The organism is Pseudomonas sp. P7759, from assembly GCF_013386445.1.
Lineage (GTDB): Bacteria > Pseudomonadota > Gammaproteobacteria > Pseudomonadales > Pseudomonadaceae > Aquipseudomonas > Aquipseudomonas azotoformans_A.
This window is the reverse complement of the sequence record NZ_JACART010000071.1, coordinates 1-15,705: the sequence shown is the minus strand read 5'-3', so window position 1 is coordinate 15,705 and position 15,705 is coordinate 1. Positions and strand designations below refer to the sequence as shown.

Genomic DNA, 15,705 nt, shown 5'->3' with positions numbered 1-15,705 from the left:
GCAAGCCCGCTCACTACAGACTGTAACGATCCCTTGTTAGCCTGCCGGTCAGTCATCCCGGCAGGTTCACGCCATGCTCATGCGCTTATTGCTGTGCGGTGGGCTGGCAACGGTCGCTTTGTCGGCCCAGGCCATGACCCTCTACAAATCCACCGATGCCAACGGCGTGGTGTTTTTCAGTGACCGGCATACCCCGGGCGCCCAGGCGTTTGTGATCCAGGAGCGCAGGGTTGAACGCGTGAAGCCGCCGATGCTGGTCGTGCCCAAACCGAGTGATCAACAGCAGGCCTACCGTTACCCTTTGCCCTGGCGTGGCGGCCCGTTTCGCCTGAGCCAAGGCCCCAACGGCAGCTTCAGCCATACCGACGCCAAGAGCCGCTACGCCATGGACATCGCCATGCCCGAGGGCACGCCGATTATTGCGGCACGCAGCGGAATGGTGGTGAAGACCGAGAATGAGCAGGTCGGGCGTGGCAATGATGCGTCGGGGAATTTTGTGCGAGTGCGTCATGACGACGGCAGTGAGGCGGTGTACCTGCACCTCAAGCAAGGTTCGGTCAGCGTTCGGGCAGGTCAACGTGTGGCGGTGGGAAGCCCGCTGGCCCTGTCGGGCAATACCGGCAACAGCAGCGGGCCGCACTTGCATTTCGTGGTGCAGCGCGCCACTGAGGCGGGGCTGGTGTCGATCCCGTATGAGTTCAACCAGCCTGTGGGTGCATTGCCCAATTTTGCGTTGGGCAATTGAGGGTCAGTCCAGCAGCAGCACCTTGGCCAGCACGATTTTCGGCCCTTTCATCTTCTTGATGATGATGCGCAAGCCTTCCACCTCCAGCACTTCTTCCTCTTCCGGCACGCGCTTGAGGGTGTCGTAGATCAGACCGGCCAGGGTTTCGGCTTCGATGTGGTCCAGGTCCACGCCCAGCAGGCGCTCGACCTTGAACAGCGGCGTGTCGCCACGTACCAGCAGCTTGCCCGGCTGGTAGGCCAGGATGCCGCGTTCGGCCTTGCGGTGTTCGTCCTGGATATCGCCCACCAGCACTTCCAGCACGTCTTCCATGGTCAGGTAGCCAATGATCTTGCCGTCGGCCTCTTCCACCAGGGCGAAGTGCGCGCCGCCTTTACGGAACTGCTCCAGCAGCTGCGACAGCGGCATGTGCCGCGACACACGCTCCAGCGGGCGGGTCAGCTCGGCCAGGTTGAACGACTCGGGGATGTGGTCCAGGGCCGCCAGTTCCAGTAGCAGGTCCTTGATGTGCAGCAGGCCCACGAATTCGTTGCGCACCGCGTCATACACCGGGTAGCGGCTGAATTTGTGGCGGCGGAACAGCGCGAGGATTTCCTTGAGCGGGGCGTTGAAGTCCAGGGTGACCAGGTCTTCCCGGGAGTTGGCCCAGTCCACCACTTCCAGCTCGCCCATTTCCACGGCGGAGGCCAGCACACGCATGCCTTGGTCGCTCGGGTCCTGGCCACGGCTGGAGTGCAGGATCAGCTTGAGTTCTTCACGGCTGTAATGGTGTTCGTGGTGCGGGCCAGGCTCGCCTTGGCCGGCGATACGCAGGATGGCGTTGGCGCTGGCGTTGAGCAGGTAGATCGCCGGGTACATGGCCCAGTAGAACAGGTACAGCGGCACCGCCGTCCAGAGCGACAGCAACTCGGGTTTGCGAATCGCCCAGGACTTCGGCGCCAGCTCACCGACCACAATGTGCAGGTAGGAAATCACGAAGAAGGCGGCAAAGAACGACACGCCCTTGATCACTTCCGGCGACTCGACGCCCACGGCGCCCAGCAACGGTTCGAGGATGTGCGCGAAGGCCGGCTCACCGACCCAACCCAGACCCAGCGAGGCGAGGGTGATACCCAGCTGGCAGGCCGACAGGTAGGCGTCGAGCTGGCTGTGCACGGTACGCAGGATCTGCCCGCGCCAGCCGTTCTTGTGGGCGATGGCCTCGACCCGAGTGGCGCGCAATTTGACCATGGCAAATTCCGCCGCAACGAAGAAACCGTTGAGCAGTACCAGGATCAGTGCAAAAAGAATCATGCCGAAGTCGGCGAAGAGTGTAGCGAGGGTGATACCAGGGGAAGGGTCCATGATGGGGTTTTGCAGGTTCCGTGTGTTCAATAAGGGGTGGCAGGTGGGCCTGGAAGGCAGGCGCAAGTCGGCCAATGTAGCGGCTGACGGGGCGCTTGCCTAGTGCCCACTGCCGGGCGGGCCGTCAGGTGTCCTGATCAATTGCCTTCGATCGGGTCATCTGTGCCGGCGGGAAATGGCAGGTAAACGTACTGCCATGGCCCAACACGCTGCTGATCTCCAGGCGCGCGCGGTGACGCAGCAGCACGTGCTTGACGATCGCCAGGCCAAGCCCGGTGCCGCCGGTGTTGGAGTTACGGCTGGAGTCGACACGGTAAAAACGCTCGGTCAGGCGCGGCAGGTGCTTGGCGTCGATGCCGATGCCGGAGTCCTGCACGCTCAGGTGCGCTCCCTGTTCGTCGGCCCACCAGCGGATGCGGATATTGCCTTTGTCCTGGGTGTACTTCACGGCGTTGAACACCAGGTTGGAAAACGCACTGCGCAATTCGCCTTCGCTGCCTTTGAGCAGCACGGCCGGGTCGGCTTCCAGGGTGATCTGTTGCCCGCGTTGGCCGGACAGGGCCTGGGCGTCGTTCTTGATGGTCTGCAGCAGGCTTTGCACGGCGACGGGATGGTTGTCCGAGGGGTAATCGGTGGCCTCCAACTTGGCCAGCAACAGCAGGTCGTTGAGCAGTGTCTGCATGCGTGAACCTTGCTGCTGCATCTGCTGCAGGGCACGGCTCCAGCGTGGGTTGATCTCGTCGACGTTGTCCAGCAGCGTCTCCAGATAGCCGCAGATTACCGTCAGCGGTGTGCGCAACTCGTGTGAGACGTTGGCGACGAAGTCTTTGCGCATCTGTTCCAGCTGGTGGATGCGGGTGACGTCGCGCACCAGCATCAGGTGCTCATTGTTGCCGTAGCGCGTCAGGTACAGCTGGATACGCACGCGGTCATTGGTGGGCGAGGGGATTTCCAGGGCTTCTTCGTAGTTCTCCTGTTCGAAGTACTCCTTGAAGCGCGGATGGCGCACCAGATTGGTCACCGGCTGGCCGCTGTCCTGGGGCGTCTTGAGGCCCAGCAGGGTCTCGGCGGCGCGGTTCCACCATTCCAGGTTGCCGTCGCTGTCGAGCATGATCACCGCATCTTTCAACGCGGCGGTGGATTCCTGCACCCGGTCGATCACCGCTTGCAGGCGCCCGCGTACCCGTTGGTCGCGGCGTTGCAAGTGGTAGATGCTGTCGAACACTTCGCCCCACAGGCCGTAGCCATCGGGGGGTGCTTCATCGGGTTTGTGCTGGCGCAGCCATTCGTGCAGGCGCAGCAATTGCTTGAGGGTCCAACCCAGGTACAAGGCAATGCCGGCTGCCAGGCTCCAGCCGTAGTAGCCACTGACCAAACCCACCAACAGGCAGCCGGTGATCAGCAAAAGCATGTGGCGGATCAGGGTGCCATGCCAGTTTTGGTTCACTTGAACATGCGTCCTTGTCAGCTGTTAAGTCAGGCTCAGCCCTTGGTGGAAAACCGATAACCGGTGCCGCGCACGGTTTGTACCAGATTCTCGTAGGCATCGCCCAAGGCTTTGCGCAGGCGGCGGATATGCACGTCCACGGTGCGCTCTTCCACATACACGTTGCCGCCCCACACTTGGTCCAGCAATTGGCCGCGGGTGTAGGCGCGCTCCTGATGGGTCATGAAGAATTGCAGCAGGCGATATTCGGTCGGGCCCATCTCGGCTGGCTTGCCGTCGATGGTCACGCGGTGGCTGATCGGGTCCAGCAGCAGGCCGCCGACTTCGATGGGCGCTTCGCCATCGGTCGGGCCGGCACGGCGCAATACGGCTTTCAGACGCGCAACCAGCTCGCGTGGGGAAAACGGCTTGGTGATGTAGTCATCGGCGCCAACTTCCAGGCCCTGGATCTTGTTGTCCTCTTCGCCCTTGGCGGTGAGCATGATGATCGGGATATCCCCGGTCAGCTCGTCACGCTTGAGACGGCGGGCCAGCTCGATGCCGGAGGTGCCGGGCAGCATCCAGTCCAGCAGGATCAGGTCCGGCTTGCGGTCGACGATAATGGCATGGGCCTGCTGGGAGTTCTCGGCCTCCAGGCAGTCGTAGCCGGCCATTTCCAACGCAACGGCGATCATCTCGCGGATGGGCGCTTCGTCGTCAACAATCAGAATGCTCCTGCCAACCATGCTCAAAAATCCTCTTGTCATTTAACTGTCTTGCGCCGCATTAGATAACGGAATTATTGCAGTCGTGTGACAGTAATTTAGTCGCTCAGGCAATTCCCGCCTCTCTGGACTACGCTTTGGGTCCGAATCCTGACAACCACAAAAGGAAGGTTCCGATGACTTACAGCACGATTTCCTGGAAAGCCCTGCTGGTAACGGCGGCGTTGACGCTGCCGACCCTGGCGTTCGCGGCGGAACCCGCGATGACGAAAGACGGGATGCTGGTCGATCACAAGGGCATGACGCTATACACCTTTGCCAAGGACGCCGATGGCAAGTCCATGTGCAACGACAAGTGCGCCACCAACTGGCCACCGCTGATGGCTGAGTCCACCGATAAACCCATGGGGAAATGGACCGTCATCACCCGTGACGATCAGAAAAGCCAATGGGCTTACAGCGCAAAGCCGCTCTATACCTTCATCATGGACAAGAAGGCGGGCGACATGACCGGTGAGGGCAAAATGGACGGGGCCTGGAAAGTCGCCAAACCTTGATGCATACCCCTAACGGTGAGGGGCCTGGCCCCTCATCGAAATGCGTAATCCGCCACAATCCCGACAAAGATCGCCAACCCCGCCCAGTGGTTGTGCAAAAACGCCTTGAAGCACTTCATCCGATCCTTGTCCCGTGTATACCAGAACTCCCAGGCAAAGCAGCCCGCCGCTGCCAGCAGCCCCAGGTGAAACCAGCCGCCCAGCTCAAACCGGGCTCCGGCCAGCAACAGGCACGCCAGCGACAGCCCCTGCAAGGTCAGAATGATCACGCGATCAGCTTCACCAAACAGGATGGCCGTGGATTTAACGCCGATCTTCAAGTCGTCATCGCGATCGGTCATCGCGTAATAGGTGTCGTAGCCCACCGTCCACAACAGGTTGGCGATATACAGCAGCCACGCGGTGGCGGGCAGGCTGCCGGTCTCGGCGGTGAACGCCATCGGCATGCCCCAGGAAAACGCCGCCCCCAGCACCACCTGCGGGTAGTAGGTGTAGCGCTTCATGAACGGGTAGCTCGCCGCCAGGGCCAGGCCTCCGAGGGACAGCAGGATGGTGGTGGCGTTGGTCAGCAGCACCAGCAGGAAACTGATGCCCATCAGCACCGCGAAAAACACCAGCGCCTCTTTCGAACTGATCTTGCCGCTCACCAGCGGGCGCTGCTCGGTGCGCTTCACATGGCCGTCGACCTTGCGGTCGGCCCAGTCATTGATCACGCAGCCACCGGCGCGGGTCAGCACCACACCCAGTACAAAAATCACGATATTGAGCAGGGAGGGCGAGCCCTTGCCGGCGATCCACAGCGCCCACAGCGTTGGCCACAGCAGCAGGTAGATGCCGATGGGCTTGTCCATGCGGGTCAGTTGGATGAAATCCCAGGCCCTCGGGTTCAAGTGGTTCAGGGATTTGAGCAGACGCTGGTACATCAGCAGTTCTCCGGATGGGCGTGCAACGCGTGCCAGAAGCTGGGCAGAAAGACCTCTGCGACCAACACGCTCAGCGGCCCGCGATCAAAACGTGAACGGCGCGCCCATAGTCCGTCGACCTGATCCGCCGCAGGCAGCCATTCTATTGGGTAATGGCACACCTCGATGGCCTGGCGCGTGAATGCCTGGTCGCAGAACAGCAATTCGCCCAGTGAGCGGCTGCCCAACTCATCCATATGCAAGCCGTCGCCCTGCAAGGCGCTGCGTGCCGCCACACTGCGCGCGAACACCCAAGGCTGGCCATGCCCGCGCAAATACACCTCGCGCACCCAGCCGATACTGGCCGGTGGCAATGCCAGGGCGGCGCATTCATCGTCTCGCAACGGCTGCCAGCCCTCGAACAGCGGCGTCACGCTGAAACCCTCGTTGGACAGCCACGTCAGCCGCCGTGTCAGCGATTCTTCGTTGAACAGCCAATTGAGGGTCAAGGGCGCGGGCGCGGGGTGCAGAAGGCTCTGGATCAGCCATTGGCAAGCATCGGGAGGGTCGATTGAGTGCGGCACGGTGAGTCAGTATTGGCAGCAAAAGAGGCGGCGAGCTTACCATGACGCCTCTGGTTTTTGCCGGACCGAACCGGCTGTTTGCGTCGATCGTGCTTGCATCTGCCGGCCCCGATCAGTACAAAACGCCCTGAGCCGCACGGCAACGCGGGTCTATCGACCGTCGGCCAAGATGCCTGACCCTGAGGAAGCAAGTGATGAAGAAGTGGCAATGTGTAGTCTGTGGCCTGATCTATGACGAGAAAGACGGCTGGCCGGATGACGGAATTCTGCCTGGCACCCGTTGGGAAGACGTCCCGGAAGACTGGCTGTGCCCGGACTGCGGCGTGGGCAAAATGGATTTCGAAATGATCGAAATCGGCTGATTTTTGGTTTTCAGATAAGTACTACAAGGAGAAAGGAATGAACGCACCTGTCGTGATCATCGGCACAGGATTGGCCGGTTACAACGTGGCCCGGGAGTTTCGCAAGCTCGACAGCGAGACCCCCTTGTTGCTGATCACCGCCGATGACGGGCGTTCCTACTCCAAGCCCATGCTCTCCACCGGTTTTGGCAAGAACAAGGAAGCCGATGGCCTGAGCATGGCTGAACCTGGCGCCATGGCCGAGCAACTCAAGGCCGAAGTGCGCACTCACACTCGCGTCAGCGGCATCGACCCGGGCCATAGGCGCTTGTGGATCGGTGAGGAAGCGGTGGCTTACCGCGACCTGATCCTGGCCTGGGGCGCCGAAACCGTGCGTGTACCGGTGGAAGGTGATGCGGCTGAGCTGATTTTCCCCATCAATGACCTCGAAGATTACGCTCGCTTCCGTGCCGCCGCTGCCGGCAAGCGCCGCGTATTGCTGCTTGGCGCGGGCTTGATCGGCTGTGAATTCGCCAACGACCTGATCCTGGGCGGTTATGAAATCGACCTGGTGGCACCTTGCGAGCAAGTCATGCCGACCTTGCTGCACCCGGCCGCAGCCGCAGCGGTACAGGCCGGACTGCAAAGCCTCGGCGCGCGCTTCCATCTTGGCCCAGTACTCAATCGCCTGCAGCGCACCGCTGACGGCCTGGAAGCCCATCTGTCGGACGGTGAAGTCATCGCCTGCGACCTGGTGGTCTCGGCCATCGGCCTGCGCCCGCGTGTGGACCTGGCCGCCGCCGCCGGCCTGCAGACCAATCGCGGGATCATGGTGGACCGTCACCTCAAGACCTCCCACGCCAACATCTATGCCCTGGGCGATTGCGCCGAGGTCGACGGCCTGAACCTGCTGTACGTGATGCCGCTGATGAGCTGCGCCCGGGCGCTGGCCCAGACCCTGGCCGGCAACGCCACGGCGGTCAGCTACGGCCCGATGCCGGTGACCGTCAAGACGCCGGCCTGCCCGCTGGTGGTCTCGCCACCGCCACGCGGCACCGAAGGCGTGTGGAGCGTTGAAGGCGAGGGCGCCGACATCAAGGCCCTGTGCCGCGACGCCAGCGGCCGCCTGCTGGGCTACGCCCTGACCGGCAGCGCCGTGATGGAAAAACTCGCCCTCAATAAAGAACTTCCGCCGTTACTGGCGTAAATACCGGTCGTTCTGTCGGAATAACCGCGTTTTTCACCCTAGAAAGGTCGCCGCAAGACTGGCGGAGCGTGCGAGGGCATGCCATCCTCACTCCCGTCTGCCGCAGAGTAGAGCCTGCGGCGCTTTGGGCGCTGCTCCAGAAGAGAGCAGCACGGACATAACAACAAAAAACCGTCAAAGAGGCTTCACTTATGCGTAAACCAGAACTCGCAGCCGCCATCGCTGAAAAAGCGGATCTCACCAAAGAACAGGCCAACCGCGTCCTCAACGCCGTTCTCGAAGAAATCACCGGCGCCCTGCACCGCAAGGACAGCGTCACCCTGGTTGGCTTCGGCACCTTCCTGCAACGCCATCGCGGCGCCCGCACCGGCAAAAACCCACAGACCGGCGAGCCGGTGAAAATCAAGGCCAGCAACACTGTTGCGTTCAAACCGGGCAAATCGCTGAAAGACACTGTTAACGCGTAAGGGCGTTACCGTCTCTAAGGGGGCGGGGTGGTAGGAGAGATGGGCACGCCGACTGGGTTGGGTGCCCATTTTTTGTTGGGTGTCCTACGACGTTTGGCCCGTGATCTCGTGAGGCGCGTTATCCTCTGACCAACTCATCATGATCGTCAGCGGGCTCCTTTCCGACGAGTTCTTCGTAATCAGCCGGCTCTGATTTTAGATCCCCCGGGACCCATTGACCGTTCAGTTTTCTATAGCTGCGAGCCCGATAAGGGTGCACTGCAACAATATCCGTGATTTCTTTTTGCAGATTATTAACTTCATACCAGATACTTCCGCACTCTCCGCAACCCCAGAAAGGGCGAGTCTTTTCATCTATCAGATCGACCCAGCCTGTGCACTGTTTAATGGGGCATCGATAATTCTGAACTGGCGGGGTAGGTTCAGCACGCTCTGCGGCTTGAACGTATTGAGTAGAGGAACCACAGGACGGGCACTCGATCATAATGAAGCGCTGACCTTTCGCTAATAATGGCGCGACAACCTTCAGTTGCTGGGCATCGAGTTCGAAAGTCTTGCTACAGACTTGGCAGCACGCGTTTCTAGTTGAGTCCATACGGATTCTCCCCTTCTGGGTACCAATGCAGAGCTTTGCTATTCGCTTTATGGTACGCCTTATCCATGAGTACCAAATTGCTTTGACGGTTGTTACCGCCTCGGAATATTGGCTTTTTATGGTGAACGTCAAAGCCCTCAGGGACCTGACCTTTTTTCATTCTATCCACGCCAGCCTGACCGTATCTTTGAATTGAGTTGGGGTCTTTGGCCATTTTTTTCAGGTATTTCTCTTTAGCTCCACCTTTTTTGCCAAAGTTTGCTCGGATTTTTTTGATTTCACCCTTGGTTCTCTTGTGATAACAGGTCTTGAGGCCCCATGGATCAATCCAGGTAAAGGGGTTGGGCGAATACTGGTACAGATTGAGTCCGCCCTCCAGATCAATGGGGTCAGGTGTCGTGAACCGTCCAATGTCCGGATCGTAATGACGGAAAAGGTTGTAGTGAAGCCCCGTCTCCCGATCCAGATACTGCCCCTGGAACCGCAGGTTCTGCTCTTCAATGTAATAAGGCTCACGCACCTCTTCCAGCGTGTTGCCCCACACCCGGTAAGTCGCCTGCCAGACGCTTCGCCCATCGGCCTCTGTCAGTTGTTCCGGCAACCCATTTAGATCGTTGTGGTAGTAACGAATCTTCTGCAACGGGCCCATGCCGTCGACGCGGGCCAGCGGTTCATAGCCGTCATCGTCGTAAACATAGAGGCTGGTCTGGCTGTGTTTATGCTCCTGCAACAATCGCAGTCCATCCCACACAAACTGCGTTTCTCCCAGCGGATACCCGTCACTGCCATGCTCGGTTTTTTCGACGCGTCGGCCCAGCGGGTCGTAGGTCATTCGCACGACGCTGCCGTCATCGTTACGCACTTCAATCAAGCGGCTTTCAGCATCGTAGGCAAACCGCTGCACGCCCCGTTTGGCGCTGCGTTTTTCAATCATCCGCCCAAACGCATCGTAGCGATAACGCTTGTCCTGATAGGTCAGCAGCTTGTTATGCACCACCAGCCCGGCACCCGCCTGCGGGCCGTCCAGCAGGTTGGCGGCGGCGTCGTAGGCGAAGGTTTCGCGCTGGCCGTGCAGGCTGTCCTGGCTGGCGATGATGCGGCCGGTGGCGTCGTAGTGCAGCAGTTGGCGGTGCTGTGCGGCGGGTTGTTGGTCGAGTTTGCCGATCAGGTTGTCGGCGGGATCGTATTCGAACTGCTTTTGCGCAGCCGCCGGCATTAACGATGGCTGACTTGCCAAGCGGCGTTGGCGCGAACGTAGGCGGCCACTGCGGTCGTATTCGCTGCGGGTGCTGAGCTGACCTTGGGTACGCAGTACTTCGCGGTGCAGGCGGTCGCGTTCGAAGTCGCTGATGACCTGGCCGTCGAGGTTGATCTGGTGCAGGTGGCCGCTGCCGTAATACAGGCGATTAAGCCACCGGCCGTCCGGCAGTTGGGTCTGGATCAGGTTGCCGAGTTCGTCGTAGTGGTGTTGCAGGTTACCCGCCGAACTCTGCTCGCAAAGCAGTTGGCCGAGGGCGTCGTAGGCAAAACCCAGGGCTTGGGCGTCGCCCTGCGAATCGGTGAAGGTAACCGCCGTGAGCTGGTCCACTGCGTCGTAGCTGTAGTCGGTGCGGCCATCGTCGGTGGTCTTGGCAATCAGCCGGCCCACCGCATCGCGTTGCAATCGATGGACGATCGGCGCGGGCGGCGTTTCGGGCACCAGGGCCAGACCATTTCCGTAAGGCGCTGGCACGGCAGTCACCGCCGTGATGTTATCCAGCGGGTCATAGCGGTAGTGCTTGGCGCTGCCGTCGAGGTCTTGTTGTTCAGTCAGCCGATCCCCGGCGTCCCACGCAAAACGATAACGCTCGCCGTTCTCGTTGATCAGCGCTTGCAGCCGTCCATAGCTGTCATAGCCGAACTGCACCTGCCGGCCATGGGCGTCGGTGCGTTGGCGGACTTGGCCACGGCGGTTGTGTTGGTAGAGCGTGGTGTGTCCGGCAGGGTCTGTGTAACCCACCAGCTGACCGCTGACATCACGCTGATAGTGCTCGGTACGGCCGTCTGGCAATTGGGTGGTGAGCAAACGCCCCTGGGCGTCATAGCTGAATTGGGTACGCTCACCCAGGGCATCGGTGATGAGCTGCAGATAGCCGCGCTCGTCGTAGCTGAACCGGGTGGGGTAACCCGAGCAGTCGATGTGCTCGGCCAATTGCCCGAAAGGGTTCCAGCGCAGTTTTTTGCTTTTACCGGTGGCGTCGATGATTTCCACGACCTGGCCGTGGTCGTCGTAGCGGTAACGGGTGATATGCCCCAGCGGATCGGTTTCAGCGATGCAGTTGCCGCGTGAGTCATAGCGATAGTGCCAGCTGTTGTCGGCGGCATCGGTTTCCACCAGTGGCAGCGCCCAATGCTCCAGCCACAAAGTCGAATCGCTGCGACCCAGCGGGTCGGTTTCACCGATCAGGTTGCCGGCCTCGTCGTAGCTGTATTCAAAGCGGCCGCCCAGCGGGTCGGTGGCGCTGAGCAACTGGCGCTCGTCGTTCCAGTCGAACAGCCAGGTGTGGCCGAGGTTGTCGCTGTACCGAATGATCTGGTGTTGGGTGTTCCAATGCCGGGTACTAACGCGTTGCAAGCCGTCGGTAATACGGGTGATACCGGCCTGCAAGTCATAGTCGAACTGGTAAGCGTCGCCCTCATCGGTCCAGTGCCGGACCACGCGCCATTCCACACCTTCAACCAGAGACCATTCGTAGAAGCAACGCAGCCCGGTCGGCAGTTGATGCTCCACCATCCTGCGACCGCTGTCGTAGGCAAAACGACGCTGAACCTGGCCCGTCGCATCGCGCACTTCAGCCAAGTTGCCCTGCGCGTCGAAGCCATAGCTGACCAGCACTTCTCGGCGCTGATCAGGGAACAGGCGTTCGATGCGCGCCAACTGGCCCTGATCACGGATCAACTCAACCTGCACCAGGTCGAATGTGTCGCGTAGCCGCACCATGTGCCCGGCTTCGTCATAATCGATATAGATGCGGTTGTCGTTTCGGTCGCCCAATTGAGTCAGGCGCAACAGCGACGGGTTGGCGGAGGGTTCAAGCAAGCGATAGAGCCCGTCATCGCTCTCGATCAACAGCTGCCCATTGAGATGCCGCCGCACGGCCAGCCCTTCACCGGCGCTGAACACCGCGCCGCCCAAGGGAATCGAGCCCATGTCGATACGCCGACCTTGCTCATCGGTATAAATCAGCGTTTCACCGCCCTCTGAATGGGGCAGGATCTCGACGCACACTTCATAGGGCACGCTCCAGCCTGCGCCGAACATTGCGCCCGAGCGCTCATCGCGGCTGTTGTAGAAGCGCTGCCAGTCGATCGGTAGGATGCCGGGCAGTACGAAATCCAGCTCCTCGGCATCGCCCAGCACCTTTGCGCCTGTGGCCGCATGCACCGGGTTCGACGAGCCCATCGCGGCGTTCGCCACGGCCCCCATCGCGCTGCTGACCGCCATCGACGTGGCCCCGCCGATCAACATGCACGGCAACTTGCTGAAGAACTTGCCCTTGCCACCCTTGAGCATCAACAGCGCCGTGACCGCCAGCCCCACGCCCGGCGTCTTGCCACTGCGGATCTCGCGCACGACCACCGAGCCGCCGCCAATGGTCACGTTGGAGGAAATCAGGCCGGACGACACCACTGTTGCATCGCAGGTGCTGCGATCACCGCTGCGCACGGCCGGTTGGCCGTTGATCGTGACCTTATCCGAGCCCTCGGCCAGGAACTGCGGCGGCATAGGCGGGTGCTTCATGCACACCACCAAGTCCAGCGGCTTGGGTACGGCGCCGGGCGCGGGCGTCGCGACCGTGGGACGCCACATCTGCGAGAAGAAACTCTCGGCCATGTCCAGGTAGCTGGGTTCTGCTTCAGGCGTGGGTTCTTCCAGCTCGGTGCCCGCTGGCGCGACATGGGAGCTGATCGCCCCAGCGGCGCGGGCAGCCGGGATGGAATTGGTCAGAGTGTCCGTAGAGCCTGTGAGAATATTGGCCTGCACTGTGGGTGGGAACAGTGCGTTGGCGAAGGTGTCGCATAAATTCGTCAGGCCCTTGTCCGCCCCGGTCTTGCTCATGGCCAGGCCGACAATCGTGCCCACCACGGCACCCAACAGGAAGCAGCCAAGCCCGCCGGTCGCGACGGTAATCCCGGTGGCGGCAACGACGGCGGCGGTCGCCACTGCGGTGATCGCGATATTGGCCGCCACCTCCAGCACGCCGCCAAGGATGTCCGCCATCATCGAAGTGTGCGAGAGCGCATCGCCCATCCGGGCGGCCCATAACGCGTCAGACATGCAGGCCGCTCATCAAGAAATAGCGTCGAACGAAAGTGAGTTCTTAATCGTCGCCCAGTGCGCCGCCTCGGCGTCCCCGAGCTTGTCTGCCTTCACATAACTCAACGCGAGCATCTTGCGCGTACCCGGCAGCACCAGCGCCAGCTGGTACTGGAACACCTTGTCATTGCCCTTGTTGAACTGGCTTCGCAGCTCGATGCCTTCCACTTCTTGAGCCGCGCCCAGGCGCACGTCCACGCCCGGCTGATAACGCAGGTCCTGCACCTGTTTTTCCAGGCGCTGGAGTTGGTCATTGAAGTTGCTGTGCAGGGTTTCACCCTCGGCGAGCAGGCTGCGGCTGACGATCAGGGAGGTGCCCAACTCAGGAAACTTGAGGATATTGATCGTTGCGTCCTGCAGCTCACTGGCGGGTAGTTGAAACTGGAATTCGTTGATCCGGTACGTCATGGCAAACAGGTCTCGTCAGGAGCTTTTAGGCGCGGGGAACGCGGCTTTGATATTGGCGTCGATGGCGGCTTTCTGGCCCTGGCCGTCCGGTGTCGCGCCGGGGCCGCCGCCGTTGTTCAGGTGCAGCACGCCGCCGGTGTTGAACTCGGCATCGCCGCTGGCATAGAAGCTGATTTGCACGCCCGTGAGGTTGATCTGCCCGCTGGCGTTCAACTCCAGGATGCTTTCGCCGCAGACCAGGCGCAGGTTTTCACCGACTTCGATGACATAGCTCTGGCTGATGCTGTCGGTCTTCCTCTGGCCTACCGAAAGGATGTCTTCCTGCTTGACGATGCGCAGACGGTTGTTGCCGATGGTCACCGTCTCGTTATGGCCAATACTCTTGTTGCGGTCATGTCCCACCGAATGGCTCTCATCCACCTCGACCACGATGTCTTGGTTGCGCTCGGCATGGATGTACAACTGCTCCAGACCCTTCTTGTCCTCCATGCGGATTTCATTGAAGTTGGCCGGTGTGCCGCCCTTGCTCGAACGGCTTTTCATCCCACTCTGGGTAGCGTTTTCCGGCAGGTCGTAAGGTACGGTCTGTTCGGCGTTGTAGACCCGCCCGGTGATGATCGGCCGGTCGGGGTCACCCTCAAGAAAGCTCACGATCACTTCCTGGCCGATCCGTGGAATCTGCATCGAGCCCCAGTTCTTGCCGGCCCAGGATTGCGACACGCGAATCCAGCACGAACTGTTCTCGTTGGATTGGTCGTGACGGTCCCAGTAGAAGTGCACCTTCACGCGGCCGTAGTGGTCGGTCCAGATTTCCTCGCCTTTGGGGCCGACCACCAGCGCGGTCTGCGGGCCTTTGACGATGGGGCGGTGAGTGTTGGCCAGCGGGCGGAAGCTCTGCTGGGCGTCGATGCAGGTGAGGCTGCTTTCGAACTGTGCCGAGCCCGAACCGCCGCCGCTTTCCAGGCTTTCCTGGACGATGTAGTAGCGGCAACCAACGATCAGGTACTCACGGTTCTGGTCCTGGCGACTGAAGCCGGTCAGGCTGAATAAATGCCCAGAGCCCAGGCCGCGAGCATTGCCGCTGAACTCGATTTGTTCATGCAGGGTTTGCAGCGCTTCGATGCGGGTGCGCGCGTAGTGCTCGCCGTCTTCGCTTTGCACGTAGGTGCCGGGGTAGTCGTACAGCGGATAGTCGCCGGCGGTGTGCGGGCGAGGCATGGCCGAGCGCACGTCGATGCTGGCGCTGGGGCGCTGGAAATCGTAGTCGTTGAGCTCCAGCGAACCGGGCTGCACTTCGTGCGCCAGGTGCCAGTTGTGCATATGGTCGCGTTCGCGCTGCTGCTCGTCCTTGGGGTAGTACGGGATCGACGCGTAGCCCGGCACCGTGGTGTGGGCGCCGTAGGCATCGGCCAGCACCAGCACATGGCGGTCCTGCTCATGGCGGAAGAAGTAGTAGATGCCTTCCTGCTCCATCAAGCGACTGACGAAATCAAAGCTGGTCTCGCGGTACTGCACGCAGTATTCCCACTCGCGATAGGGCCGGCTCAGGGCGTCTTCGAAGTCGGAAAAACCCAGGTCGCGAAACACCTGCTTGATGATCTGCGGGATGCTCAGGTTCTGGAAAATCCGGCAGTCCGACGTGCGGCTGAGCAACCAAAACCACGGGCGCAGCGTCACCTGATAACTGGCGAACTGGCCCTGGTCGATATTCTGGCTGCACCGCGCGACGATGCCGTGGAAGTGCCGCTCGCCACCGTCCGCCAGTTGCAGGCCCACGCTCATGGGTTTGCCGAGTAACTGGTTGAGATCGATGTTGGCGTCCAGCGACGTCAGTTGCAGCTCGTAATTGAACAGCCTGCCCAGCTCCTCGCCGCCGCCCATTTCATTGAGCAGCAGCGCATCCGGCCCGAGGGGGCTGGTGATTTTGGCCAGGCGTGAGGCTTGGTTGAATAGCATCGGTTAACCCGTAAATGTCGTTGTACCTGACGAAACCGCATCAAAATGTGGGAGCGGGCTTGCTCGCGAAGGCGGTGAATCAGTCGCCGGA

13 protein-coding genes are annotated in these 15,705 nt (G+C 60.9%); 5 read left to right on the top strand and 8 right to left on the bottom strand.

The window, feature by feature from the left end; all coding sequences use genetic code 11:
• Positions 1 to 73 precede the first annotated feature (73 nt).
• Positions 74 to 745, top strand: coding sequence for a M23 family metallopeptidase (locus HX823_RS30250; protein ID WP_177078268.1), 672 nt, complete (start codon positions 74 to 76; stop codon positions 743 to 745).
• Between the two features lie 3 nt (positions 746 to 748).
• Here the strand turns inward: HX823_RS30250 and HX823_RS30245 are convergent, their stop codons facing one another.
• From HX823_RS30245 to phoB, 3 genes are all read right to left on the bottom strand, one after another.
• Positions 749 to 2,089, bottom strand: coding sequence for a hemolysin family protein (locus HX823_RS30245; RefSeq protein ID WP_010207573.1), 1,341 nt, complete (start codon positions 2,087 to 2,089; stop codon positions 749 to 751).
• A 124-nt stretch (positions 2,090 to 2,213) separates the two neighbouring features.
• Positions 2,214 to 3,500 carry a phosphate regulon sensor histidine kinase PhoR gene (gene phoR, locus HX823_RS30240; RefSeq protein WP_218170090.1) on the bottom strand — a complete coding sequence of 429 codons (1,287 nt, stop codon included), beginning with the start codon at positions 3,498 to 3,500 and terminating at the stop codon, positions 2,214 to 2,216.
• A gap of 71 nt (positions 3,501 to 3,571) precedes the next feature.
• Positions 3,572 to 4,261: a phosphate regulon transcriptional regulator PhoB gene (phoB, locus tag HX823_RS30235; protein ID WP_003176964.1), complete on the bottom strand. Its 690-nt coding sequence runs from the start codon at positions 4,259 to 4,261 to the stop codon at positions 3,572 to 3,574.
• Positions 4,262 to 4,416: 155 nt separating this feature from the next.
• Here phoB and HX823_RS30230 point away from each other — a divergent pair, with 155 nt between their 5' ends.
• Entirely contained in the window at positions 4,417 to 4,797 is a 381-nt protein-coding gene (locus tag HX823_RS30230) for a hypothetical protein (RefSeq protein WP_177078266.1), read from the top strand.
• A 32-nt stretch (positions 4,798 to 4,829) separates the two neighbouring features.
• Here HX823_RS30230 and ubiA read toward each other — a convergent pair whose 3' ends face one another.
• Both ubiA and HX823_RS30220 read right to left on the bottom strand, forming a co-directional pair.
• Entirely contained in the window at positions 4,830 to 5,720 is an 891-nt protein-coding gene (gene ubiA / locus HX823_RS30225) for a 4-hydroxybenzoate octaprenyltransferase (RefSeq protein ID WP_016978626.1), read from the bottom strand.
• A complete protein-coding gene (locus tag HX823_RS30220) occupies positions 5,720 to 6,283 on the bottom strand; it encodes a chorismate lyase (protein ID WP_177078264.1) in 564 nt (187 codons plus the stop codon). The genes ubiA and HX823_RS30220 overlap by 1 nt, the downstream gene beginning before the upstream one ends.
• 194 nt (positions 6,284 to 6,477) lie before the next feature.
• On the opposite strand from HX823_RS30220, the gene HX823_RS30215 reads away from it, so the two are divergent.
• The 3 genes from HX823_RS30215 (at position 6,478) to HX823_RS30205 (ending at position 8,298) form a co-directional block, all read left to right on the top strand.
• Positions 6,478 to 6,645 carry a rubredoxin gene (locus HX823_RS30215; RefSeq protein ID WP_015886569.1) on the top strand — a complete coding sequence of 56 codons (168 nt, stop codon included), beginning with the start codon at positions 6,478 to 6,480 and terminating at the stop codon, positions 6,643 to 6,645.
• Between the two features lie 37 nt (positions 6,646 to 6,682).
• Positions 6,683 to 7,831: an NAD(P)/FAD-dependent oxidoreductase gene (locus HX823_RS30210; RefSeq protein WP_177078262.1), complete on the top strand. Its 1,149-nt coding sequence runs from the start codon at positions 6,683 to 6,685 to the stop codon at positions 7,829 to 7,831.
• A gap of 191 nt (positions 7,832 to 8,022) precedes the next feature.
• On the top strand, positions 8,023 to 8,298 hold the full coding sequence (locus HX823_RS30205) for an HU family DNA-binding protein (RefSeq protein WP_003176958.1): 276 nt from the start codon (positions 8,023 to 8,025) through the stop codon (positions 8,296 to 8,298).
• Between the two features lie 581 nt (positions 8,299 to 8,879).
• On the opposite strand, the gene HX823_RS30200 is transcribed toward HX823_RS30205, so the two are convergent.
• The 3 genes from HX823_RS30200 to HX823_RS30190 are packed head-to-tail and all read right to left on the bottom strand — an operon-like array spanning position 8,880 to position 15,614.
• Positions 8,880 to 13,211 (bottom strand): RHS repeat-associated core domain-containing protein, encoded by a 4,332-nt coding sequence (locus HX823_RS30200; protein WP_256350334.1) that lies wholly within the window; start codon positions 13,209 to 13,211, stop codon positions 8,880 to 8,882.
• Between the two features lie 12 nt (positions 13,212 to 13,223).
• Positions 13,224 to 13,658, bottom strand: a complete 435-nt coding sequence (locus tag HX823_RS30195) for a DcrB-related protein (protein ID WP_038847803.1) — start codon at positions 13,656 to 13,658, stop codon at positions 13,224 to 13,226.
• Positions 13,659 to 13,673: 15 nt separating this feature from the next.
• Positions 13,674 to 15,614 carry a type VI secretion system Vgr family protein gene (locus HX823_RS30190; protein ID WP_177078260.1) on the bottom strand — a complete coding sequence of 647 codons (1,941 nt, stop codon included), beginning with the start codon at positions 15,612 to 15,614 and terminating at the stop codon, positions 13,674 to 13,676.
• Positions 15,615 to 15,705 lie beyond the last annotated feature (91 nt).